This window comes from Xanthomonas sp. LMG 8993 (assembly GCF_009835065.2).
Lineage (GTDB): Bacteria > Pseudomonadota > Gammaproteobacteria > Xanthomonadales > Xanthomonadaceae > Xanthomonas > Xanthomonas arboricola.
Map to the genome: position 1 here is coordinate 197,219 of NZ_QVIF02000003.1, position 22,106 is coordinate 219,324.

Genomic DNA, 22,106 nt, shown 5'->3' on the forward strand with positions numbered 1-22,106 from the left:
ATCTCCGTGTGGTTGAGGGGGGTGCCGCATCGGGCAAGCGCAGTATCGAAACCAAGCGGCCCCAACAATTCTGCCGACTGGCATATACTCAAATATGCTGATCGGCCTAGAGCGAACTCATGGAAACCCCTACCAATGCTGGCAATTGGCGCCTGACGCTACGCCGCGAAGCGTCCGACAGCGCACGCTGGCAGGCGCTCTGGGAGGTCGCGGTGGCGCTGCGTCAGGCACAGACGCCGGAACAGGCCTGCGACGCGGTACTGGGCCGGGTGCTGCTGTTGCTGGGCCTGGAAGATGGCGCGGTGCTGGCACAGCGCGGGCCGCGCGCGCAGGTGCTGGCCAGCCGCGGCCGCGCATTGCCGCCCGGTGCCAGCGCAGCCGGCGACAGCCATGAAGCGGCCTGGCTGATGCCACCGCGCCCGGCCGATATCCGCGAGGCCAAGGTGCCGATCCAGGCGCTGGGCAGCACCCTGGGCATGCTGTGCGTGGCCTGGAACGACAACCGTCCCGCCCCCGGCAACGACGATGTGCAGGCACTGCAGGCCTTCGCATTGCTGCTGCCGGCGATGGTGGCCGAACCGGCCAGACCGCTCGCCACGCGTCGGCGCAAGCCGGTGCAGGACGACCGCCTGGCCGCGCTCAGCAAGCGCGAGAAACAGGTGCTGTCCCTGCTGCCGCGCGGCCTCACCAATGCGACGCTGGCAGCTGAACTGGGGATTTCTCGCGGCACGGTCAAAGTGCATGTGGAGCGAATCCTGCAGAAACTTGAGGTAAAAGATCGCACCCAGGCCGCGGTGTACGCGGTCCAAGCCGGACTCGCGCTATGAATGCAATGGCGGTGCGTTGGAACGATTGGCCGATCACCCGCAAGAGCCTGGCGGTGGTGACCCTGCCCCTGCTGCTGCTGGCGGTGGCCCTGATGGCGATCTACAGCGTGGAGCGGCAGAACATCGCCGCCGAAAACGATGTGCGGCAGACGCTGGAGGTGTTGAGCGATCTGTACGAAGCACACGCGCTATTGGCCGAAACCGCGGCCGGCGTGCGCGGGTATCGGCTGGTGCGCCGCGATGAATTCCTTACCCCATACCGCGATGCCGAGCCGCGCCTGCAACGGGTGGCCGAGCGGCTGTCGCAACGCATCACCGACCCGGGGCAGGCGCAACGGTTTGCGCGCATCAAACCGTTGTTTGCGGAAAAGATGCAGGGGTGGCGCCGGTTGCTGGCGCCGGATCTGAGCCGCGAAGAAGAGATCCGCCAGCTGTGGGACGGCAAGTACAAGCTCGACATCCTGCGTGCCGAACTGCGCGAACTGCGCAATTACGAAACCGCGCAATTGCAGCTACGTACCGCCAAGGCGCAGGGGCTGCGCCAGCGCAATCTCATCATCACTTTAAGTGCGGCGATGCTGGGCGGCCTGGGCGCGGTGTTCGCGGTGGCGTGGTTCGCCTCGGCGCTTTCCGGGCGCCTGCGCACGCTGGCCGCCAATGCCGACCGGCTGGGCGAAGGCCTGCCGCTGGCGCCGCAGCCGCGCGCCGGCGACGAGTTGGGCCAGGTCGGCCAGCGCCTGGCGCAGGCCAGCGAACTGCTGGCCGCACGTGCCGCCGAAGCGCAACTGGCACGGCGCGAGGCAGAAACCGCCAACCGCGCAAAGACCGAATTCCTGTCGCGCAGCAGCCACGAATTGCGCACGCCGCTCAACGCGATCCTGGGCTATGCGCAGGTGCTGGAAATGGATCTGCCCGAGCCCGGGCATCGCCGTCATCTGCAGCATATTCTCGGCGCCGGCCGACACCTGCTGGGGCTGATCACCGAGCTGTTGGACATCGCGCGGATCGAAGCCGACCAACTGGATCTGAGCCCGGAGCCGGTCTCGGTGCGCGCGGCCGTCCGCGAGGCGCTGGGCCTGATCGCCCCGGACGCGGACAAGCACGGCATCGCGCTGCAGCCGGCTGCCATCGACGGGCCGTGGACGGTGCGCGCCGATGCGCAGCGGCTGCGCCAGGTGCTGCTCAACCTGCTGTCGAACGCGGTCAAGTTCAATCGCACCGGCGGCCAGGTGCAGGTGAGCGCGCGGCCGGATGGCGAGCAGGTGCGCATCACGGTCGCCGACCAGGGCGCGGGCCTGACGCCGGCGCAGATCGAGCGGCTGTTCACGCCGTTCGAGCGGCTGGGTGCCGAGCGCTCGGCGGTGGAAGGCACCGGCCTGGGCCTGGCACTGAGCAAGCGGCTGATCGAGGCCATGGGCGGGCGCATCGGCGTGGACAGCAGCCGCGATGGCGCGCGCTTCTGGATCTCGCTGCCGCAGGGCGAACCGCAACGCAGCGAGCCGGCGCGCGCCATCGTGCCGCCGAGTAATGCGGGCACGGGCGTGTGCCGGCTGCTGAGCATCGAAGACAACCCGTCCAACCAGGCCCTGATCCGCACCCTCAGCGAACGCCGCCCGCAATGGCAGCTGCTGGAAGCGGCCAGCCTGGCGCAGGCGCGCGCGCTGCTGCAGCACGGCGTGCCGGATCTGATCCTGCTGGACCTGCATCTGAGCGACGGCAACGGCGAAGAACTGCTGCGCGAGCTGCAGGCGCAGCCGGCCACCGCCGGCGTGCCGGTGGTGGTGATCAGTGCCGATGCCACCACCGCCACCCTGGCGCGCGTCGGCAATCAGGGCGTGCGCGCGTATCTGACCAAGCCGCTCGATGTGGCGGAATTCTTCACTGTGATCGACGGGCTGCTGGCATGACACGCGACGAAATCCTGGGTTCCCGCATCCTCATCGTCGACGACGAGCCGGCCAATGTGCGGCTGCTCGAAGACCTGCTGCAGCGCGAGGGCTTCCAGCAGGTCATCGCCACCACCGACCCATTGCGGGTGATGGGGCTGGTGTCGGCATTCGCGCCGGACCTGATCCTGCTGGATCTGAAGATGCCGGAACTCGACGGCTATGCACTGCTGGAACAACTGGCGCGGCTGTCCGATCCCGGCCACTTCCTGCCGGTGATCGTGCTCACCGCCGACCCCAGCCGCAGCGCGCGCCATCGCGCCCTGGGCCTGGGCGCCAAGGACTTCCTGACCAAGCCGCTGGACACCTTCGAGGTCGCGCTGCGGGTCTGGAACGTGGCCGAAACTACCGTGCTGTTCAAACGCCTGCGGGCGCTGGCCGCACCGGATGCGGCGCCGCCAGGGTGGCGCCAGCCGGAATGACGCGCGCACATCGTAGGAGCGCACCCGGGCGCGACCGGAGCTGTGCCGATAACACCAGCGCAGGAGCGCACCTGGGCGCGACGTGGCGTTTATCGGCACAGCCTCGGCGCGCCCGGGCGCGCTCCTGCGACGGGCGCTGCGCTACAGCGCGCGGGTGACCTCGCCGCACAGGCCGATCTCTGCCAATACCGCCTGTGCCTGGCTCAGGTGCAGGTCGGCCACGCAGACCTGCAGCACGCCGAAGGCAGGCAGTTCCCCGGCACCGCCCAAGAGCGACTCGCCAAACACGAAGGCGGTGATGCCGGCATCCTCCAGCGCGTGCTTGGCCAGATGCGCGTCGATGATGTGACTGGCGCGATACGCGATCTGCATGTCAGCCGCGCTCCAGGCGTTCGCGCGCGGCGTCCTGCTTCCACTCGCGCAGTGCCGGCAGCGCATCCAGTGCGGCCAGGTAATCGCCGGCAGCCTCGAACAACGGCACGCCGTAGCTGGCAAAACGCAGCGCGACCGGGGCGAACATCGCATCGACGATGCCGAAGTCGCCGCACAGGAACTGCCCGGCATGGCCATGCTCGGCGCGCAGGCTGGCCCACAGCGCCTGGATGCGGGTGATGTCGCGCTCGGTAGCCGCGTCCCAGCGGGCCGGGCCAGGCGCGCGGGCCAGGTTCATCGGCAGCTGGGTGCGCAAGTCCACAAAGCCCGAGTGCATTTCCGCCGCCGCCGCGCGGGCCTGCGCGCGCACGGACAGCTCGGCCGGCCAGCCGCGGCCATCCAGCCAGCGTTCGTTGACGTATTCGCAGATCGCCAGCGAATCCCAGACATGCAGGGTGTCGTCCCACAGCACCGGCACCTTGCGGGTGGGCGAATAACCGGCGATGCGGGCCTGGAATTGCGGCGTATCCAGCGGCAGCGCGATCTCTTCGAACGGTACCTGGAAATGCCGCAGCAGCAGCCACGGGCGCAGCGACCAGGAGGACAGGGTCTTGTCGCCGATCACCAGGCGGGGCAAAGGCATGCGTGGGGCACTCCGAAGGATCGCCGCAGCGTACGCGCCGGCGGCGATGCCGGCCAGCCCGCCGTGCCGCCTGCTGATGGCACCCGGCCTGGCTGCGGTCAGCCCATGCAGTCCCAGGCAGCAAGGCGCTTGCGCGCAGGACCACCGCGCGCAGGTGGCGCGCGATGGCCGGCCACTGACACGCCGCCTACCCCTAACCGGTGCCACCGCCTAAACTTGCGGTTTACCTATTGCTGATGCGCGCATGTCCGAGACCCTAGCCACCGACGCCACCGCCCCGGCGGAGAAGAAAGACTTCATCCGCCAGATCGTCCGCGAGGATCTGGCCAGCGGCAAGCACACGGTCATCCGCACCCGCTTCCCGCCCGAGCCCAACGGCTATCTGCATATCGGCCACGCCAAGGCGATCTGCCTGGATTTCGGCCTGGCCGCCGAGTTCGGCGGGCTGTGCAATCTGCGCCTGGACGACACCAACCCGGCCAAGGAAGACCCCGAGTTCGTGGTCGCCATCCAGGACGACGTGCGCTGGCTGGGGTTCGAGTGGGCGCAGCTGCGCCACGCATCGGATTATTTCGAGGTGTATTACCTGGCCGCGGAAAAACTGATCCGCGACGGCCATGCCTTCGTCTGCGACCTGTCCGCCGAGCAGGTGCGCGAGTACCGCGGCACGCTGACCGAGCCCGGCCGCAATTCGCCGTTCCGCGAGCGCAGCGTCGAGGAAAACCTGGACCTGTTCCGGCGCATGCGTGCCGGCGAATTCCCCGATGGCGCACGCACCCTGCGCGCCAGGATCGACATGGCCAGCGGCAACATCAACCTGCGCGACCCGGCGTTGTACCGCATCAAGCATGTCGAGCATCAGAACACCGGCAATGCGTGGCCGATCTACCCGATGTACGACTTCGCGCATTCGCTGGGCGATGCGGTGGAAGGCATCACCCATTCGCTGTGCACGCTGGAATTCGAAGACCACCGCCCGCTCTACGACTGGTGCGTGGACAAGGTGGACCTGGCCGCGCATCCGGAGCTGCTGCAGCCGCTGCTGGACAAGGGCCTGCCGCGCGAGGCGGCCAAGCCGCGCCAGATCGAGTTCTCGCGCCTGAACATCAACTACACGGTGATGAGCAAGCGCAAGCTCACTGCGCTGGTGGAAGAACAGCTGGTGGACGGCTGGGACGACCCGCGCATGTACACGCTGCAGGGCCTGCGCCGGCGCGGCTATACGCCGGCGGCGATGCGCCTGTTCGTGGATCGGGTGGGGATCAGCAAGCAGAACTCGCTGATCGATTTCTCGGTGCTGGAAGGCTGCCTGCGCGAGGATCTGGATGCGGCCGCGCCGCGCCGCATGGCGGTGGTCGACCCGCTCAAGCTGGTGCTGACCAATCTGCCGGAAGGCCACAGCGAGACGCTGAGCTTTTCCAACCATCCCAAGGACGAATCCTTCGGCACGCGCGAGGTGCCGTTCTCACGCGAGCTATGGATCGAGCGCGAGGATTTTGCCGAAGTCCCGCCCAAGGGCTGGAAGCGCCTGGTGCCCGGCGGCGAGATCCGCCTGCGCGGCGCCGGCATTGCGCGCGTGGACGAGGTGATCAAGAACGACGCAGGCGAGATCGTCGAGCTGCGTGGCTGGCTGGACCCGGAGTCGCGTCCGGGCATGGAAGGCGCCAACCGCAAGGTCAAGGGCACCATCCATTGGGTCAGCGCCGCGCATGCGGTGGAAGCGGAAATACGCCTGTACGACCGCCTGTTCTCGGTGGAAAAGCCCGATGACGAGTCCGAGGGCAAGACCTACCGCGACCATCTCAACCCCGAGTCCAAGCGCAGCGTGCGCGGCTACGTGGAGCCGAGCGCGGCACAGGCAGCGCCCGAGCAGTCGTTCCAGTTCGAGCGTACCGGCTACTTCGTTGCCGATCGCCGCGACCATAGCGCCGCCACGCCGGTGTTCAACCGCAGCGTGACCCTGCGCGACACCTGGGCCAAGTGAGTCAGACCGCGCCGGATGCCAGCCATCCGGCGCGGGAACGGCAGCAGGCAGCCGCAGCGAGGCCTGCGGCGATCGGCGCACCCATTGTGGTCATCACGCGTGATGCAGCCAGCGGGGACGGCGCCTCAGAGCGGTATCTTCTGAGTTGATGAACAAGCGCAATGGAGACTGCCTGCCGCACTTCGTTGCATGCTGCATGGCATGAAGGAGCAGCACGATGCGTGAGCGCTTGATGGTGGGTGTTGCCTGCGGCATCGGCGCAGGTGCGTTATGGGGACTGGTGTTTCTGGCGCCGCAGTTGCTGGCGGCGTTCACGCCGTTGCAACTGGCCGTGGCCCGTTACCTGTCGTACGGCGCGGTCGCAGCCCTGGTGCTGGCACCGCGCGCGCGCCAGACCGCTGCGCGGCTGGGGCGCACCGAATGGTGGGCGCTGGTGCGTCTGAGCCTGCTGGGCAACCTGATCTACTACGTGCTGCTCAGCAGCGCGGTGCAGTGGGCCGGCAGTGCGGCGACCGCACTGATCATCGGCCTGCTGCCGGTGGTGGTCACCGTGATCGGTACGCGGGCCGCAGGCGCGGTGCAACTGCGACGCCTGGCCGCGCCCTGCGTGTTGTGCGTCATCGGCGTGGCGCTGGTCGCCCTGGACACCTTGCAGCACGATGCCGCTCACCACGCCAGCGATCGCGCCACCCGCATCGCCGGCCTGCTGTGCGCAGTCGGTGCACTGGTGTCGTGGTCGGCCTATTCGATCGGCAATGCGCGCTGGCTGCGGCGGCGCCCGGACCTGTCAGGTGGCGATTGGTCGCTGCTGACCGGCGTGGTCACCGGCGCATTGGCGCTGTTGTTGGCGCCGGCCGCACTGATCGGCAGCGCGCCACATGCGCCGATCGACTGGGCCAGTTTCTGGGGCATCTCGCTGTTGCTGGGTATCCTGGCGTCGGTAATCGGCAACGCCTTGTGGAACCGGGCCAGCCGGGTGCTGCCGCTGACTCTGGTTGGCCAGATGATCGTATTCGAGACGATCTTTGCGTTGCTGTACGGCTTTGCCTGGGAAATGCGCCTGCCCACGCCACTGGAGCTGGCCGCCATCGCCTGCCTGCTGGTCGGCGTGCTGTGGTGCGCAGCACTGCATGCGGAAGCGAAATGACGCCGGCACCTGATGCACGCAGCGGCCTAGATTGCAGGCTGTGTCCGCCAGCAACGCCGCCATGTGCCTCCCACAACCATGTCCACGCCCGCCTGCAAACACGCTGCGCAGCGCGGTGTTTTCGCTGTCGTTCGGCCTGGCGGCCTGCTCGCCGCAGCCACCCGTCTCGAACGCGGTGACCCCGGCCGAGGTGTTCTGCACGCTTCTTCCGGGCCGGCCAGATGACGATCTGCCCAGCGACCGCCGCGACGAAAGCATGCAGCAACTGGACCTTGCCACGCGCTGCCACCTGGCGCTGCGCAGACAGCGTTGACTGCATTGAGGCTGCAGGCGTGTTGCGGTCGCACGCCGCGACCCGGCCAGCGTTATCACCCCCAAGGCGCGCAGGGCCCCGACCCCCGGGCTTTCCGTAGCTGATCCAGCGCGCGCCACATTCCGCGCATCCGGGGCTTACCATGGCCGCTCACCTGTCCTGATCGGAGCGGCCGCATGTCCCGTCTTTTGTCCCGGTGTCTGAGCACGCTGTTGCTGCTGGCCTGTCTGGTGTCGATCGGCTGCGTGGCCGCACCGCCGGCCGATACCGCCGCGCCGCCTCCGGCGACCGGCTCGGCAAGCGGCCCGGCCACCGGCAAAACGGTCACCGTGACCACCACCTGCCGCACCGATGCCGATTGCACGGTGAAGAACGTGGGCAACTGCTGCGGCGCCTTCCCGGCCTGCGTCAACGTCAACAGTGCCACCGACCCCAAAGGCGTGATGGCGCAGTGCCAGGCCAGCGGCATGATGAGCGTGTGCGGCTTCCGCGAGATCAGTGCCTGCCAGTGCGTGGCCGGGCAATGTGCCGCAAAGGACGCCCAGGCCGATACACTGCGCCCCGCTCCCCCCTCTACAGAAATGGTCCACTGATGCTTTACGCGCAAGTCCACCTCACGCTGCCCGACTGGATCCACGCGCATGTCGACGACAGCCGCGCCTATCCCAGCGACGAGGACAAGGTGGCGCTGGCAATCGAACTGTCGCGGATGAATGTGCAGGAGCGCAGCGGCGGCCCGTTCGGTGCGGTCGTGTTCGGCCCGGACCACCGCATCATCGCCGCAGCGGTGAACCGCGTGGTGCCGCAGACCACCTCGCTGGCGCATGCCGAAAACATGGCCTACATGCTCGCGCAGCAGCGCCTGCAGACGCCGCGCCTGAACGATGTGCTGTCGCCGGTAACGCTGGCCACCTCCGCGCAGCCGTGCTGCCAGTGCTACGGCGCCACGGTGTGGGCCGGCATCGACCGGCTGCTGATCGGCGCACGCGCCGAAGACGTGATGGCGCTGACCGAATTCGACGAAGGCCCGCTGCCTGCCGACTGGGTGGGCGAGCTCACCCGCCGCGGCATCGAGGTGGTGCGCGACGTGCATCGCGATCAGGCCTGCGCGGTACTGCGCAACTATGGCGAGGGCGGCGGTGACCATTACTGATCTGCCCCGCAGCGATCGCGCACGCCAGGCACTGCGATGAGCGGCCTGCTGTGTTACTGCCGCCAGGGCTTCGAGCCGGAGCTGGCCGCCGAGTTGAGCGCGCGCGCCGCATTCGTCGGCATCGCCGGCTATGCGCGTACCCAGCGCAACGACGGCTATGTGCTGTTCGTCTGCGATGAGGCCGCACAACTGGCTGCCAGGCTGCACTGGCGCGAGCTGATCTTCGCGCGGCAGAAGCTGGTGGTGATTGCCGAACTCAAGGGCATCGACCCCAAGGACCGCATCACGCCGATCCTGGCCGCACTGGAAGGCCAGCCGCGTTTCGGCGATCTGTGGGTGGAACACCCGGATTCGGACGCGGGCAAGCCGCTGGCAGGGCTGGCGCGCAGCTTCGGCAATGCCTTGCGTCCGGCCTTGCGCAAGGCCGGCCTGCTCACCGACAAGCCGCAGCCGCGCCTGGCACGGCTGCACATCTGTTTTCTCGATGGCGACCACGTCTTGCTGGCGGTGGCCGACAGTGCCGACAGCGCGCCCTGGCCTCTGGGCATTCCACGTTTGAAGCTGTTGCCGGAGGCGCCCTCGCGCTCGGCGCTCAAGCTCGACGAAGCCCTGCTCACCCTGCTCGCACCGGACGAACGCGAAGCGCTGGTCAAGCCCGGCATGCGCGCCGCCGACCTGGGCGCAGCCCCCGGCGGCTGGACCTGGGTGCTCACCCGCCAGCACGTGCATGTCACCAGCGTCGACAACGGCCCGCTACGCGAGTACGTGCTGGAGACCGGCCTGGTCGAGCATCTGCGCGCCGACGGCTTCCATTGGAAGCCTGCGCAGGCACTGGACTGGATGGTCTGCGACATGGTCGAGCAACCGCGCCGCGTGGCCGAACGCATGGCCACCTGGATCCGCGAAGGCTGGTGCCGCAACACCATCTTCAACCTCAAGCTGCCGATGAAAAAGCGCTGGGACGAGACCCGCCTGTGCCTGGACCTGTTCGAGCAGCAGGCCGAGAAATCGCTGATCGTGCGTGCCAAGCAGCTGTATCACGATCGTGAGGAGATCACGGTGTTGGCGATGCGGGGTTGAGAGCGGGGAATCGGGAATCGGGATTGGGGAATCGTAAGAGCTGGGATTCGGGAATCGGGAATCGGGAATCGTAAAAGCGCGGATTGGTGGCGTTGTTATTGCGGTGGGTGCTGGCGGGTATCGCGGGAGCTGGTGTGGTGATTCACCTGCGCCAGTCGCACTGATGGCAATCCGGCGTGATTGCTGGGTAGCCGCTTTTTGGTAGTCGACTGCACGGCCCTTGGGGACTTCATCGTGGCAGGCTGGTGCGCGCCAGCCTGCTCGTTTCGCTTCGGCGGGCAGCTCCGTCGATTGACGGAGCTTAGGCGCGATCAGAGCACGATTCGCTTGCTGCCCTCGCGGGCAGAGCGGTAGATCGCATCGACGATGCGGATGTCGCGCAGGCCTTCTTCGCCGGGCGCGCGCAGCGGGGTGCCGTTGATGATCGCCAGCGCGTCCTCGTCCATCTGCAGTGCCTGCTGGTGCGGCACCTTGGCGTCGAACACGCGCCCGTCGCTGGCCTTGCCGGTCACGCCTTGGTAGCTCTGGAACGGCGACAACTCGTACCAGCCGCGTTCGCATTCGGCACGCAGCACGTTCATGTTGTTGCCGAAGCTGGTCTTGCACTCGGCACGCACCGCGTTCGGGAATTCCAGGGTGAAGTCCATATGCTCGTCGACTTCGTCGAACAGCTCGGGGCGATCGGTCCAGCGCTTGGCAGTCACGGCCAATGGCTCGCTGCCCACCGTGTAGCGCGCGGCGTTGAGCGGGTACACGCCCATGTCGTACATCGCCCCGCCGCCGAACTGGGAGCGCAAGCGCCACGGACGATCGGCCTTGGTCGCATCGTGATAGCCGTTGTACCCGGCCTCGGCGCGCACACGCTGCATCGCGCCGAACGGTTTTTCGCTGGCCATCGCGATCAGGCGACGCGTGTTGGGTTCGTGCTGCATGCGGTAACCGATCGTCAGCGCCACCTTGTTGCGCTTGCACGCCGCGATCATCGCCTCGCATTCGCCGGCATGCATCGCCATCGGCTTTTCGCACCAGACGTGCTTGCCGGCCGCCGCCGCCCGCAGCGTCAGCGGCGCATGCAGATGGGTCGGCGTGACGATGTACACCACGTCGATGTCGTCGTTGTCGGCGATCCGGTCGAAGTTCTCGTAGTTGTAGACGTTGCGGTCGGCGATGCCGTACTTGGCCTGCCACTGCGGAATCTTCGCGGGCGTGCCGGTGACGATGCCGGCCAGCTTGCAATGCTTGGTCAATGCCAGGCCCGGCGCGAGCTGTTCGCTGGCATAACTACCCAGGCCGGCCAACGCCACGTTGAGCGGCTTGCCCGGCTTTTTCTTCGGCAATGCCCAGCCGGGCGCAGCAAGCAGGATGCCTGCACTGCCGAACGCGGCGAGCAAACGGCGACGTGTGATCGATTCCACGGACATGCAAACCTCCTTGGCAAGATTGAGAGCGGCTGACACCATCGCATGCGGTCGTCAGCGACGACGACACACTCGCACGGAGTGTCAGTAGGTACATGCCGCAGCGCGCCCACTCACACTGCCCGCAGATGGGCGCAGTGCTGCTGTTGGTCGCTCGTCGGCCAATGCTGCCCGGGCACCTTACTTGATCGTGCGTGATCACCGCCATGGCCGCTGCGCACGTTCTGGCACACTGGCAACGATCCCATCTGGAGCATGCCGCATGACCGCTGTCGTCCGCCGCCATTTCCTGCCATTGGCGTTGCTGTTGTCCAGCTCGCTGGCGATCGCTGCCGATGCGCCCTTCGTTGCGCGCGACCTGATCGGCGACGGCACCTTCACCCACAATGCCGAAGGTCCTGCCGCCGGACCGGATGGCGCGCTCTATGCGGTGAATCTGGGCAAGGACGGTACCATCGCGCGCATTGCCCTGCACGCCGATGGCAGCGCCAAGGCAGAGGTCTTCGTGACCCTGCCCGAGGGCAGTACCGGCAATGGCATCCGCTTCCGCGACGGGACGATGTACGTGGCCGATTTCACCGGCCACAAGATCCTGCAGGTGAACCTGCAGACGCGTGCGGTCAGCACCTTCGCCTCGCTGCCCGACGCCGACGGCCCCAACGATCTGGCGATCGCGCCCGATGGCAGCTTCTATGCAAGCGACCCGAACTGGAAGGACAACAGCGGCCGCCTGTGGCACATCAGCCGCGAGGGCGTCGTCGCGCTGATGGAATCGGGCATGACCACTCCCAACGGGCTGGACGTCAGCCCCGACGGCAAGCATCTCTACGTCAACGAAAGCATGTCGCGCAAGGTATGGGTATACGACCGCGTCGACGGCGGCCTGCGCAACAAGCGCCTGCTGATCAGCTTCCCGGACTTCGGCATGGATGGCATGCGTTGCGATGCCGACGGCAACCTCTATATCGCCCGCTACGATGCCGGGCAGATCGCGGTGGTTTCGCCGCAGGGCAAGTTGTTGCGCAAGGTCGCGTTGAAAGGCCGCAAGGCCAGCAACGTCGCGTTCGGCGGCACCGATGGCAAACAGGTGTTCGTCACCTTGCAGGATCGTGGCGCAGTTGAAACGTTCAGGTCCGATCGTCCGGGCCGCGAAACCGGACGCTGAAACTGCTGCGCGCGTCGCAACGGTTCTCAGGTCGCGCAACAGCATCCTGGCATCCTGCAGGTCACCCGTGGAGGACTCCCCATGCAACCGATCGAACTCAAGGACGCGGCTGCCTTCGGCAACGAATTCCTGCGCCTGACCCTGCTGCAGGGATTCCAATCGCTGACCAAGCGCGATCTGGAATTGCTGATCTTCGTGCTGCTCGAACGCGACGGCGCCATCTCGCGCAACAGCTCCAACGCGATGGTCGCGCTGCAGCTGCGGGTGACCTCGGCCAAGGTCAAGGCGTTGCGTCGCGACGGCTATGCGCGCTGGCGCTCGCTGGTACCCGAGGAAGGCGACGCGGCAATGCAGCGCATCGTCGCCAACGTGCTCACCGAAGACAACCTGCGCTCTGGTGCCAAGCACGTCAGCGAGCGTAGCCGCAAGGAAGGCTTTCTGGCGGTACGCATCGAGCACCCGGACGATGCGCAGCAATTCGAACAGGCCATCCTGGATGTGGGTGCCTTGCCGGTGTACGAGCGCAATCGCGAAGTGGTCGCGGTACGCTTCGACACGCTGCTGAAAGTCGCCGAGCGCTGGGGCTATCTGCAGCCGGATCCGCAGGCCACCGTGCGCGAACTGCAAAAGCTCACGCCCACCGCCGAAGAAGTGGCGGACCTGTTGAAGAAGGATATCGCGCAGGTGCGTTGGGAAGACGTACGGCGCGCGCTCAACAGCCTGGGCGCCAAGGCCGTGGCCAGCACTGCCGAGGGCGGTCTGAAGGGCCTGTTGAAGATCGTGTTTCCATTCATCCCCGGCTGAGCCGCTGTCCTGGATGCGGCGTGCGACGGTGCGCTGCGGCCATGGGTCCCGGTTGCCGATGCCGCATCGCGCACGCTGCACTGCCGTCAGCCCGAGCGCACGTTGCACACCTCAGGACGCCCGACAGCCTCTATGCTTGCGGGCTGTTCCACATCAGGGGGATCTGATGACCACCGTTCGTACCGTTTCGTTTTCCGTATTGCTGCTGCTCGGCGGCCACGCGCTCGCGCAACAGGCGCCGACGCCGGCCAGCAGCATGCCGCTGATCGATGTGCCCAATGTGATTCGCACCCAGCCGCTGTCCAGCGGCGAGGTCACCCATCAGGCCCAGCTGGAGCGCCCGCGCGGCGAGTCCAGCGTGATCGTGCGCTCGATCCAGCCCAACAGCTTGGTCGGCAGCTACCGCATCGACTTCCAGGCCATGGATACCGATGGCGACGGCAGCATCAGCCGCGCCGAGGCACAGGCCAACCCGGCACTGGCCGATGAATTCGACGCGCTCGACACCCAGCACAGCGGCCACCTGAGCCGCGAACAGCTGGCCGGCTGGCTGATCCGGTAAGGCATTCGGCAGCATCGCAAACAGGGCCGTGCGCACCCGCGCTACGCAGGCGCGCACGGCCCTTCGTATATGACCACCACAACCTCTTGCAGTGCCCGCTTCGGTCGGCTAGATTGTATTTAACGGATACAATTTGGATGGATCGATGAGCGCTCGCCTGGCCCTTGCCGCAGACCTTGGCTATCAATTGCAACTGGCGACCCTGGCCTCCAGCCACGCCGCGCGCCAGGAACTGGCCGAACTGCACCTGACCCCGGCGCGCGTCACCGCCTTGATCCATATCCGCGACCAGCCCGGCTGCGACCAGACCGAACTGGGCAACCGCCTGCTGGTCAATCGCGCTGCCGGCATGAAGATCGCCAACGCACTGGCCGAGCAGGGCCTGATCGAGCGCCTGGCCGGCCGCGACCGACGCAGCAAGGGCCTGTACCTCACCCCGCTTGGCGAGCGCACGCTCGGCACCGCGCAGGGCTGCCTGGCGCGGGCGGTCGCGCGCACCTGCACCGGCCTGCAGGCCAGCGAGCAGCAGACCTTGCTGCGCCTGCTCTGCAAGTTGAACGCCAGCGCCACGTTGGAACGGGCAAACGTGCCGGACGCCGCGCTCGCTGAAGAACTGTGACTTCCACTCTGTACCGACTCGAAGGAGACGCCGCTTGAACGAGCATGACGTGGTATCGGTCCGCATCGAAAACCGCATTGCCTGGGTGAAGTTCGCACGCCCCGACAAACGCAATGCGATGAGCCCGGCGCTCAACCGCCGCATGATGGACGTGCTGGACGAGCTGGAATTCGACGACAACGTCGGCGTGCTGGTGCTCGGTGGCGAAGGCACCGCCTGGTCGGCCGGCATGGACCTGAAGGAATATTTCCGCGAGACCGAGGCCCAGGGCCTGCGCGGCGTGCGTCGCTCGCAGCGCGAATCCTATGGCTGGTTCCGCCGCCTGCGCTGGTACCAGAAACCCACCATCGCGATGGTCAACGGCTGGTGTTTCGGTGGCGGCTTCGGGCCGTTGTTCGCCTGCGATCTGGCGATCGCCGCCGACGAGGCGCAGTTCGGCCTGTCGGAAATCAACTGGGGCATCCTGCCCGGTGGCGGCGTCACCAAGGTCGCGGTGGAACTGCTGTCCATGCGCGATGCGATGTGGATGACGCTGACCGGCGAGATGGTCGACGGCAAGAAGGCCGCCGAATGGCGCCTGGTCAACGAAAGCGTACCGCTGGAACGGCTGGAGGCGCGCACGCGCGAGGTGGCCGAGCTGCTGCTCAGGAAGAACCCGGTCGCGCTGAAATATGCCAAGGACGCCGTGCGCCGGGTCGGCACCATGACCTACGACGAAGCCGAAGATTACCTGGTGCGCATGCAGGAAGCGGCCAATTCGTTCGACAACAACGCCCGCAAGGAAGGCATCCGTCAGTTCATCGACGAGAAAAGCTACAAGCCTGGCCTGGGCGAATACGACCTGACCAAAAACAGCGCCTGAGCACGTCCTACGGCGCCTGAAGCGATGCGTGCACCACATGCATCGCTGGCGCTGCCAGTGGTTTTCTGCACCGAGGAGGGAGTATGGAAGCCTTGTCCGCAACCCTGCGCGGGATCGCCGCGCGTGGGCCGTTGGGCCTGTTCATCGACGGCCAATGGCGCGCAAGCAGCGGCGATCGCGACGTCGATGTGATTGCCCCGCACACCGAACAACGCCTGCTGCGCTACACCGAGCCCTCGCCGGCGGACACCGAGGCGGCCATCGCCGCCGCGCGTGCCGCGTTCGACAGCGGCCCCTGGCCGCAGCTATCGCCGCAAGAGCGTGGCGTCGTGCTCAAGCGCGTGGCCGCACAGCTACGTGCGCGCCTGCCGGAGCTGGCCGAAGCCTGGACCGGACAGGTCGGCGCCACCATCGGCTTCAGTCGCCGCGCCTCGCAGCAGGCACCCGGCCTGTTCGACTATTACGGCGACCTGATCGCAACCCACCCATTCGTGGAGCCGCGTGCACGTGCCAACGGCGGCCGCGTGCATATCGTGCAGGAGCCGGTGGGCGTGGTCGCCACGATCACTCCCTGGAACGCACCGCTGGTACTGCTCTGCTACAAGGTCGCTGCGGCCCTGGCGGCCGGTTGCACGGTGGTGGCCAAACCCTCACCGGAAACGCCGATCGACGCCTACATCCTGGCCGAATGCATCAGCGCCGCCGGCGTGCCCGATGGCGTGTTCAATCTGCTGCCGGGCGGTCGCGAGGTCGGCGAACAGCTGATCCGCCATCCGCAGGTGGACAAGGTGAGTTTCACCGGCTCCACCCAGGCGGGGCGGCTGATCGGGGTGGCCTGCGCCGAGCGGCTGGCGCGGGTCGGGCTGGAGCTGGGCGGCAAGTCGGCCGCGATCGTGCTGGACGATGCAGACATCGCCAAGCTGCTGCCCAGCCTGGTGCTCTACTCGATGCCGATCACCGGCCAGGTGTGCTTCGCGCTCACCCGGGTGCTGGTGCCGGCGCAGCGACGCGACCAGATCCTGCAGGCGTACTGCGCGGCCGTTGGCGCGCTCAAGCTGGGCGACCCGTTCGCAGCCGAGACCGGCATGGGCCCGTTGGCGCTTGGCCGCCAGCTCGAGCGCGTGCAGTCCTACATCGCACAAGGCAGCGCCGAGGGCGCGCGCCTGGTCATGGGCGGCGGCCGCCCGACGCATCTGCCGCGCGGCTTCTTCATCGAGCCGACGGTGTTTGCCGGGGTGACGCCGGACATGACCATCGCCCGCGAAGAGATCTTCGGCCCGGTGGTGAGCTTCATCGATTACCACGACGAGGCCGACCTGATCGCCAAGGTCAATGCCAGCGACTTCGGCCTGCACGGCACGGTCTACAGCGAGGACCCCGATCGCGCCTACCGCATCGCCCGCCGCGTGCGCAGCGGCAGTCATTCGATCAATGGCATGTGGGTGGACTTCGACATGCCGTTCGGCGGGGTCAAGCACTCCGGGATCGGCCGCGAAGGCGGCATCGAAGGGCTGCACGCCTTCCTCGAAACCAAGACCATCTATCTCAATTAGGCCCTTCAGCCCACCGACCGCGCAATCACCAGAGCGCGGTCGCAACGCGATGCGACAGGCACTGCCTTGCCCATCGGTTCCTGCGGTGTGTCCGCACTTTCTGGTGAGCGTTCGCCAGGTGTTTTCGCACACGCGTCAACCTTCAGCCGCAGCCGTCGCACTCACGCCAGTCACTCCCCCAATCTGCATTCGGAAGACAGCGCCATGACCATGCCGACCGACTCGATCTCCTTCCACGCCCGCCTTACCCCACACCGGCTTGCCGCCCGCGACCTGCTGCTGGACCGGCAATGGACGTACGCAGAACTGGATGTCTTGATCGGCCGTCTGGCCGCCTTGCTGCAGGCGCGCGGCTGCATCGATGGCGAACGGCTCGCCGTGCTTGCGCGCAATTCGGTCTGGCAGGTGGCGCTGCATTTCGCCTGCGGACGCGTCGGCGCCATTTATGTGCCGCTGAACTGGCGGCTGAGCACGGCCGAACTGGATACATTGCTGCAGCGCGCCGAGCCACGCCTGCTGTTGGGCGACGACGTTGCGGCAGGGCGCGCCGATGTCGCCTCGCTGGCCGACTTCGTCGATGCGGCGAACACGCTCGAACCGGCGGACACCGGGTCGATTCCACCCGAACGCATCAGCCTGATCCTGTTCACCTCCGGCACCTCCGGCCAGCCCAAAGGCGTGATGCTGAGCGAGCAGAACCTGCAGCAGGTGGCGCACAACTTCGGCGTCACCACGCGCGTGGATGCCGGTAGCAGTTTCCTGTGCGAAGCGCCGATGTTCCACATCATCGGCCTGGCCACCAACGTGCGCCCGGTGCTGGCGGTGGGCGGCTCGATCCAGGTCTCCAACGGCTTCGAGCCCACGCGCACGCTGGGCTGGCTGAGCGACCAGTCGCTGGGCATCACCCATTACGTCGGCGTGCCGCAGATGATGCAGGCCTTCCGCAGCCAGCCCGGTTTCGACGCGGCGTCGCTGCGGCATCTCACCGCGCTGGTCAGCGGCGGCGCGCCGCATGCCAGCGATGACCTGCTCGGCTGGCTGGACGACGGTGTGCCGATGGTCAGCGGCTTCGGCATGAGCGAGGCCGGCACGGTGTTCGGCATGTCGGTGGACTGCGCGGTGATCCGCGACAAGCTGGGCGCGGTCGGCATTTCGACCCCTGCAGTGCAGACGCGCGTGGTCGATGGCGATGGCAACGACTGCCCGGTCGGCGTGCCCGGCGAGCTGTTGTTGCGCGGCGCCAACCTCAGCCCCGGCTACTGGCGCGACCCGCAGGCAAGCGCCGCTGCGCTCGACGAGCACGGCTGGTTCCGCACCGGCGACATCGTGCGGCGCGATGCCGACGGGTTCTTCTGGGTCGTCGATCGCAAGAAGGACATGTTCATTTCCGGCGGCGAGAACGTGTATCCGGCCGAGATCGAAGCGCTGCTTGCCGATCACCCGCAGGTGCGCGAATGCGCAGTGGTGGGGATCGCCGACCCGCAATGGGGAGAGGTGGGCTACCTGGCGATCGTGCCGGCCGACGAGACGCCGGATCTGGAGCAGATCCGCGCCTATCTGATCGAACGGCTGGCCAAATACAAGGTGCCCAAACACCTGCGCGTGGTCGAGGCGCTGCCGCGCACCGCGACCGGCAAGCTGCAGAAGGCGCGCCTGAAAGATGCCCTGGCCACCGAAGCGTGATGCGCCCGGATGTGGATTACGCCGCGAGCAGCCGGCAGTGACGCGCAGGCTGCTGCCCCGCCACACCAGCGACACGGCAGCGGCCGATGCCAGACAGCACAACGGGCAGCCTGAGCTGCCCGTTGCGTGCATGCCGCACTCCAGGCCATCCCGACACGGCAGCGGCTTGCGCCGCGCATGCCGCGCTCAATCGATCACGCGGACTCGCCCAGCAACAGGTTGTCCTCGCTGATCTGGTCGTCCACCCACACCGCCCCCTGCTCGGCCATGACCGCCAACTGGTGTTCCAGTTCGCGCATCAACAGGCGCACGCCGGGCTTGTGGATGGCACTGCCATCGCGATAGATCACCCCGCCTGTGCGCGCCTGCGAGGGCTGCTGCAGCTGGAAGGCACGCAGCTCGCCGCGTGCGATATCCCCGGCCACCATCATGCTCGGCATCACCGCGATGCTGTCGGTGCCGAGCAGGATCTCGCGGGTGAAGCTGGCCGAACTGGAACGCAGCTGATCGCGCGTGGCCAGCCCGTGCTCGCGCATCACCTGCGCCACGTCGCGCTCGACATGCTGGCTCAGCGTCGGCAGCACCTGGCGATACGCAGCGGCTTCGGCGATGCGCACCTGGCCGTTGGCAAACAGGGGGTGATCGCTGCGCGCCACCAGCGCGATCGGATCCTGGTATAGCACCTTGCGGATCAACGCGTCGTAGCGGGCCAGCGGATACAGCCGGCCCACCACCAGGTCGATCTCGTTACCGGCCAGCTTGGGCAGCAGTTCGTCGGTGCGTCCGTGCAGCAGGCGTACCCGCAGCGTGGGTTCGGCGCGATACAAGGCGGCCAGTACGGCCGGCAACAGGCCGCTGGCGGCGACCGGCAACGCACCCACGGTGATGGTGAGCGCATCGTCCTGCAGCAGCCCCTCGAAGGTGTCCTGCGCGCGGCGCAACTGGCCGAGCACGACATGCGCGGTCTGTACCAGCACCTCGCCCATGGCATTGGGGCGCACGCCGCGCGAATGACGCTCGAACAGCGGCGCGCCGACGATCTCTTCGATCTCCTGCAGGGCACGCGTCAATGCGGGCTGGGTGACGTTCAAGACGCGTGAGGCGCGGAGCAGGCTTTTCTGCCGGTCCAGTGCCTCGATGACACGTAGATGCCGGACCTTGATGCGGTGTTCGAAGAACACGGAGGACATGGTCATGGGGGGTAGACCTTACGTTGGGAAGTCGGGGAATGCGGCGGGACGGCACCAGGCCGCCGCCTGCAGCTCAGCGTGCATCGGGTACACGCCGGGTCTGCATGAAATCTTCGAAGGATTCGCCACGCATGATGGCGTAGACCTGCAGATTGGTCATGCGCACCACGCGGGCAAATTTTTCGATGACGAAGAAGTTGGCGCCGTACTGCACCAGCCCGAGCCAGTCGCGTGCACGGATCAGCGCCTTTTCATGCTCGGTGAGGCCGGCTTCCTGCATCAGGGTTTCGGAATCTTCAAGAAAGCGATCGCGCCATGGGGCGCGGATCATATGCCAGAAGAATCGGTTGATGCGCAACGCGCGGTTGCTGGTGCGCAGATCGAACAGGTAAGTGCCGCCGATCTGGTCCATGCCCTGTACTTGCGGATTCATCGGCCGGCCCTCATGCAGCATTCGCGGTAGACGTGGCGTGCGCGAGCAACTGCGCCGAAGACGGCGCGTCAGCGGCTTCGACGCCCGGCTCGTACAACACTACCGTCATCGCGGTGGTGGTCATCAGGTAGTAGTTCTGATGCAGCTTGCGGATCGGCCCGCCCAGCGCGCCACGCATCGCCAGCCACATGATCTGCTCCACGCTCTCGGCGCCACCCAGGCGCACGTAATCGGTGTGGGTGAGATCGGTCAGCGTTTCCGGCGCATGCTGGAAGCGGTCCAGAAATTCCATGTCCCAGTCGGTGTTGTTGAAACCGGTGCGCTCGCCGTGGATCTGATGCGACAGTCCGCCGGTGCCCACCACCACCACTCTGAGATCCTCCGGATAGGATTCGATCGCTCGCCGCACCGCCTGGCCCAGGCGATAGCAGCGGCGCGCGGTCGGCAGCGGGTACTGCAGCACGTTGATCGCGATCGGCACCACCGTGCCCGGCCAGTCCGGCACGTGCGGCCACAGCAACGGCAGCGGCGCCGCGCAGCCATGGTCGATCGGCTTGTCCTGAAAGACCGTCAGATCGAACTCGTCGTTGACCAGACATTCGGCGATATGCGCCTGCAATTGCACATCGCCGCGGATCGGCGGCAGGTTGCGCAGCCCTGCGCCTTCGTCGGCCACCGGGAAGCGCTCGCCGATGCCCAGGGCGAAGGTCGGATACAGGTCGAAGAAGAACGTCGTGCAATGGTCGTTGTAGAAGAACACCAGCACGTCTGCCTGCTGTTCGGCCAACCAGGCAGCCACCGGTGTGTAGCCGTCGAACAACGGCTTCCACAACGGATCCTGCTGTTTGCCCTTGTCGTAGGCCACCCCGATGGTGGGAACGTGCGAGGTTCCGATGCCGCCGATGATGCTTGCCATGCTGCACTCCTGCGATGCACGCCGGCCACTTTCCCTGGCCGGGTGCGCACCATTGATTGAGTCGAAATCCGTCCCGCCATGGGATCCCAACAACGCCGACCAGCCACTCCGGACCGCCAAAACGGTATCCTTGGGATCCAAAGTGCCACCAAGCGCTCTCATCTGCAAGGTTTTTATACCGGTTTTGCGAGTTTTCCCCGTCGAAGGAACGTGCGCTGCGGTACGGCGCGAGAGAATGGAGCCAATGGCGAACAACCACCGATTGCAAGCGGTCCAGCAGCTACGCGAACTGATCCTGTGCGGCACCTTCGCCCCCGGTGAGCGCATCACCGAAGCCGCGCTGGCCGAACGACTGGCCATCTCGCGCACCCCCATCCGTCAGGCCCTGCCGGCGCTGTGCCAGGAAGGCCTGCTGGTGCAGGCCGGCAACCGCGGCTATGCGGTGCGACGTTTCAGCCAGCAGGAAAGCCTGGACGCCCTGGCGGTGCGCGCCCTGATGGAAGGCATGGCCGCACGCGCCGTCGCCGAACAGGGCGCCTCGGCTGCGTTGCTGGCCACGCTGCATGCCTGTCTGGGCGAAGGCGACCGGATCCTGGCCTCGCGCAGCCTGGATGCCGACGACGAGCAGGCCTATGGCGCGATGAATGCCCGCTTCCACCGTGCCATCGTGGTGGCAGCCAACAAGCCGATCCTGACCGAGACCGTGGACCGGTGCACCGTGGTGCCCTTCGTCAGCCCGGTCAATGTGGTGTTCGGCCAACGCTCGCCCACCCTGGCCTACGACGATCTGTACTACGGACATCGGCAGCACGGCGCCATCGTCTCGGCCATCGAACAACGCGATGGCGCGCGTGCCGAGCTGTTGTTCCGCGAGCATGCCAATACCCAGCGCCACAGCATGGGCATCTGACGCGCGCACGGATTTGGCGCGGACAGCGTGCACTGGCGAGGCCTGGTCTGGCGCAGCAGCCTGCATAGCTCAGAACTCGAACGTAGGACTACCCGGGCTTGCGC

At 66.9% G+C, this 22,106-nt stretch carries 23 protein-coding genes; 17 read left to right on the forward strand and 6 right to left on the reverse strand.

All coding sequences use genetic code 11. The features are described from left to right. The first annotated feature begins 119 nt into the window (after positions 1-119). From DYQ94_RS07255 to DYQ94_RS07265, 3 genes are read left to right on the forward strand one after another with little or no spacing between them, the layout of a single operon-like run. A complete protein-coding gene (locus tag DYQ94_RS07255; protein WP_160955074.1) occupies positions 120-827 on the forward strand; it encodes a helix-turn-helix transcriptional regulator in 708 nt (235 codons plus the stop codon). Continuing rightward, a complete protein-coding gene (locus DYQ94_RS07260) occupies positions 824-2,734 on the forward strand; it encodes an ATP-binding protein (protein WP_154831510.1) in 1,911 nt (636 codons plus the stop codon). The genes DYQ94_RS07255 and DYQ94_RS07260 overlap by 4 nt, the downstream gene beginning before the upstream one ends. Further along, positions 2,731-3,195 (forward strand): response regulator, encoded by a 465-nt coding sequence (locus tag DYQ94_RS07265; RefSeq protein WP_024938256.1) that lies wholly within the window; start codon positions 2,731-2,733, stop codon positions 3,193-3,195. Before DYQ94_RS07260 ends, DYQ94_RS07265 begins: the two co-directional genes overlap by 4 nt. Before the next feature lie 141 nt (positions 3,196-3,336). On the opposite strand, the gene DYQ94_RS07270 is transcribed toward DYQ94_RS07265, so the two are convergent. Both DYQ94_RS07270 and DYQ94_RS07275 read right to left on the reverse strand, forming a co-directional pair. Next, the gene (locus DYQ94_RS07270; protein WP_016900736.1) at positions 3,337-3,567 is read right to left on the reverse strand and encodes a putative signal transducing protein; all 231 of its coding nucleotides are present in this window, start codon (positions 3,565-3,567) and stop codon (positions 3,337-3,339) included. A 1-nt stretch (position 3,568) separates the two neighbouring features. Continuing rightward, positions 3,569-4,210: a glutathione S-transferase family protein gene (locus tag DYQ94_RS07275; protein WP_160955075.1), complete on the reverse strand. Its 642-nt coding sequence runs from the start codon at positions 4,208-4,210 to the stop codon at positions 3,569-3,571. Positions 4,211-4,454: 244 nt separating this feature from the next. Between DYQ94_RS07275 and DYQ94_RS07280 the strand changes: the two genes are divergently transcribed. The 6 genes from DYQ94_RS07280 (at position 4,455) to rlmM (ending at position 9,887) form a co-directional block, all read left to right on the forward strand. Then, entirely contained in the window at positions 4,455-6,194 is a 1,740-nt protein-coding gene (locus DYQ94_RS07280; protein WP_160955076.1) for a glutamine--tRNA ligase/YqeY domain fusion protein, read from the forward strand. A gap of 217 nt (positions 6,195-6,411) precedes the next feature. After that, positions 6,412-7,341, forward strand: a complete 930-nt coding sequence (locus DYQ94_RS07285; protein ID WP_046345772.1) for a DMT family transporter — start codon at positions 6,412-6,414, stop codon at positions 7,339-7,341. Positions 7,342-7,381: 40 nt separating this feature from the next. Then, positions 7,382-7,654, forward strand: coding sequence for a hypothetical protein (locus tag DYQ94_RS07290; protein WP_126966995.1), 273 nt, complete (start codon positions 7,382-7,384; stop codon positions 7,652-7,654). Positions 7,655-7,830: 176 nt separating this feature from the next. Beyond that, positions 7,831-8,247, forward strand: coding sequence for a hypothetical protein (locus DYQ94_RS07295; protein ID WP_160955077.1), 417 nt, complete (start codon positions 7,831-7,833; stop codon positions 8,245-8,247). After that, positions 8,247-8,807 (forward strand): nucleoside deaminase, encoded by a 561-nt coding sequence (locus DYQ94_RS07300; RefSeq protein ID WP_024938261.1) that lies wholly within the window; start codon positions 8,247-8,249, stop codon positions 8,805-8,807. The genes DYQ94_RS07295 and DYQ94_RS07300 overlap by 1 nt, the downstream gene beginning before the upstream one ends. 36 nt (positions 8,808-8,843) lie before the next feature. After that, the gene (gene rlmM / locus DYQ94_RS07305; RefSeq protein WP_184428965.1) at positions 8,844-9,887 is read left to right on the forward strand and encodes a 23S rRNA (cytidine(2498)-2'-O)-methyltransferase RlmM; all 1,044 of its coding nucleotides are present in this window, start codon (positions 8,844-8,846) and stop codon (positions 9,885-9,887) included. 311 nt (positions 9,888-10,198) lie between these two features. On the opposite strand, the gene DYQ94_RS07310 is transcribed toward rlmM, so the two are convergent. After that, positions 10,199-11,308 (reverse strand): Gfo/Idh/MocA family protein, encoded by a 1,110-nt coding sequence (locus DYQ94_RS07310; RefSeq protein ID WP_039530564.1) that lies wholly within the window; start codon positions 11,306-11,308, stop codon positions 10,199-10,201. 259 nt (positions 11,309-11,567) lie between these two features. Between DYQ94_RS07310 and DYQ94_RS07315 the strand changes: the two genes are divergently transcribed. The 7 genes from DYQ94_RS07315 (at position 11,568) to DYQ94_RS07345 (ending at position 18,553) form a co-directional block, all read left to right on the forward strand. Next, positions 11,568-12,470, forward strand: a complete 903-nt coding sequence (locus tag DYQ94_RS07315) for an SMP-30/gluconolactonase/LRE family protein (protein WP_160955079.1) — start codon at positions 11,568-11,570, stop codon at positions 12,468-12,470. Between the two features lie 81 nt (positions 12,471-12,551). Beyond that, a complete protein-coding gene (locus DYQ94_RS07320; RefSeq protein ID WP_016900745.1) occupies positions 12,552-13,274 on the forward strand; it encodes a hypothetical protein in 723 nt (240 codons plus the stop codon). 166 nt (positions 13,275-13,440) lie between these two features. Further along, positions 13,441-13,836 carry an EF-hand domain-containing protein gene (locus DYQ94_RS07325; protein WP_160955080.1) on the forward strand — a complete coding sequence of 132 codons (396 nt, stop codon included), beginning with the start codon at positions 13,441-13,443 and terminating at the stop codon, positions 13,834-13,836. Between the two features lie 145 nt (positions 13,837-13,981). Further along, positions 13,982-14,455 carry a MarR family winged helix-turn-helix transcriptional regulator gene (locus DYQ94_RS07330; protein WP_024938266.1) on the forward strand — a complete coding sequence of 158 codons (474 nt, stop codon included), beginning with the start codon at positions 13,982-13,984 and terminating at the stop codon, positions 14,453-14,455. 34 nt (positions 14,456-14,489) lie between these two features. Beyond that, positions 14,490-15,317, forward strand: coding sequence for a p-hydroxycinnamoyl CoA hydratase/lyase (locus DYQ94_RS07335; RefSeq protein ID WP_046345766.1), 828 nt, complete (start codon positions 14,490-14,492; stop codon positions 15,315-15,317). Positions 15,318-15,400: 83 nt separating this feature from the next. Next, complete coding sequence (locus tag DYQ94_RS07340; RefSeq protein ID WP_160955081.1) at positions 15,401-16,870, forward strand: aldehyde dehydrogenase; 1,470 nt, start codon at positions 15,401-15,403, stop codon at positions 16,868-16,870. A gap of 204 nt (positions 16,871-17,074) precedes the next feature. Beyond that, on the forward strand, positions 17,075-18,553 hold the full coding sequence (locus DYQ94_RS07345; protein WP_160955082.1) for an AMP-binding protein: 1,479 nt from the start codon (positions 17,075-17,077) through the stop codon (positions 18,551-18,553). Between the two features lie 194 nt (positions 18,554-18,747). On the opposite strand, the gene DYQ94_RS07350 is transcribed toward DYQ94_RS07345, so the two are convergent. From DYQ94_RS07350 to DYQ94_RS07360, 3 genes are all read right to left on the reverse strand, one after another. After that, the gene (locus DYQ94_RS07350) at positions 18,748-19,749 is read right to left on the reverse strand and encodes a LysR substrate-binding domain-containing protein (protein ID WP_160955083.1); all 1,002 of its coding nucleotides are present in this window, start codon (positions 19,747-19,749) and stop codon (positions 18,748-18,750) included. Positions 19,750-19,816: 67 nt separating this feature from the next. Further along, positions 19,817-20,176: a protocatechuate 3,4-dioxygenase gene (locus DYQ94_RS07355; RefSeq protein ID WP_039523676.1), complete on the reverse strand. Its 360-nt coding sequence runs from the start codon at positions 20,174-20,176 to the stop codon at positions 19,817-19,819. 10 nt (positions 20,177-20,186) lie between these two features. Then, entirely contained in the window at positions 20,187-21,092 is a 906-nt protein-coding gene (locus tag DYQ94_RS07360; RefSeq protein WP_024938270.1) for a gallate dioxygenase, read from the reverse strand. Between the two features lie 235 nt (positions 21,093-21,327). On the opposite strand from DYQ94_RS07360, the gene DYQ94_RS07365 reads away from it, so the two are divergent. Beyond that, positions 21,328-22,002 (forward strand): GntR family transcriptional regulator, encoded by a 675-nt coding sequence (locus DYQ94_RS07365; protein ID WP_024938271.1) that lies wholly within the window; start codon positions 21,328-21,330, stop codon positions 22,000-22,002. The last annotated feature ends 104 nt before the right edge of the window (positions 22,003-22,106 follow it).

Excerpts from the sequence above, each read along its gene's own strand:
- DYQ94_RS07340 (WP_160955081.1), top strand. The coding sequence starts at position 15,401 with ATGGAAGCCTTGTCCGCAACCCTGCGCGGGATCGCCGCGCGTGGGCCG.
- DYQ94_RS07280 (WP_160955076.1), top strand. The coding sequence starts at position 4,455 with ATGTCCGAGACCCTAGCCACCGACGCCACCGCCCCGGCGGAGAAGAAA.
- DYQ94_RS07260 (WP_154831510.1), top strand. The coding sequence starts at position 824 with ATGAATGCAATGGCGGTGCGTTGGAACGATTGGCCGATCACCCGCAAG.
- DYQ94_RS07365 (WP_024938271.1), top strand. The coding sequence starts at position 21,328 with ATGGAGCCAATGGCGAACAACCACCGATTGCAAGCGGTCCAGCAGCTA.
- DYQ94_RS07315 (WP_160955079.1), top strand. The coding sequence starts at position 11,568 with ATGACCGCTGTCGTCCGCCGCCATTTCCTGCCATTGGCGTTGCTGTTG.
- DYQ94_RS07255 (WP_160955074.1), top strand. The coding sequence starts at position 120 with ATGGAAACCCCTACCAATGCTGGCAATTGGCGCCTGACGCTACGCCGC.
- DYQ94_RS07275 (WP_160955075.1), bottom strand. The coding sequence starts at position 4,210 with ATGCCTTTGCCCCGCCTGGTGATCGGCGACAAGACCCTGTCCTCCTGG.
- DYQ94_RS07320 (WP_016900745.1), top strand. The coding sequence starts at position 12,552 with ATGCAACCGATCGAACTCAAGGACGCGGCTGCCTTCGGCAACGAATTC.
- DYQ94_RS07285 (WP_046345772.1), top strand. The coding sequence starts at position 6,412 with ATGCGTGAGCGCTTGATGGTGGGTGTTGCCTGCGGCATCGGCGCAGGT.
- DYQ94_RS07270 (WP_016900736.1), bottom strand. The coding sequence starts at position 3,567 with ATGCAGATCGCGTATCGCGCCAGTCACATCATCGACGCGCATCTGGCC.
- DYQ94_RS07330 (WP_024938266.1), top strand. The coding sequence starts at position 13,982 with ATGAGCGCTCGCCTGGCCCTTGCCGCAGACCTTGGCTATCAATTGCAA.
- DYQ94_RS07360 (WP_024938270.1), bottom strand. The coding sequence starts at position 21,092 with ATGGCAAGCATCATCGGCGGCATCGGAACCTCGCACGTTCCCACCATC.
- DYQ94_RS07295 (WP_160955077.1), top strand. The coding sequence starts at position 7,831 with ATGTCCCGTCTTTTGTCCCGGTGTCTGAGCACGCTGTTGCTGCTGGCC.
- DYQ94_RS07310 (WP_039530564.1), bottom strand. The coding sequence starts at position 11,308 with ATGTCCGTGGAATCGATCACACGTCGCCGTTTGCTCGCCGCGTTCGGC.
- DYQ94_RS07345 (WP_160955082.1), top strand. The coding sequence starts at position 17,075 with ATGACCATGCCGACCGACTCGATCTCCTTCCACGCCCGCCTTACCCCA.
- DYQ94_RS07350 (WP_160955083.1), bottom strand. The coding sequence starts at position 19,749 with ATGACCATGTCCTCCGTGTTCTTCGAACACCGCATCAAGGTCCGGCAT.
- DYQ94_RS07300 (WP_024938261.1), top strand. The coding sequence starts at position 8,247 with ATGCTTTACGCGCAAGTCCACCTCACGCTGCCCGACTGGATCCACGCG.
- DYQ94_RS07355 (WP_039523676.1), bottom strand. The coding sequence starts at position 20,176 with ATGAATCCGCAAGTACAGGGCATGGACCAGATCGGCGGCACTTACCTG.
- rlmM (WP_184428965.1), top strand. The coding sequence starts at position 8,844 with ATGAGCGGCCTGCTGTGTTACTGCCGCCAGGGCTTCGAGCCGGAGCTG.
- DYQ94_RS07325 (WP_160955080.1), top strand. The coding sequence starts at position 13,441 with ATGACCACCGTTCGTACCGTTTCGTTTTCCGTATTGCTGCTGCTCGGC.
- DYQ94_RS07265 (WP_024938256.1), top strand. The coding sequence starts at position 2,731 with ATGACACGCGACGAAATCCTGGGTTCCCGCATCCTCATCGTCGACGAC.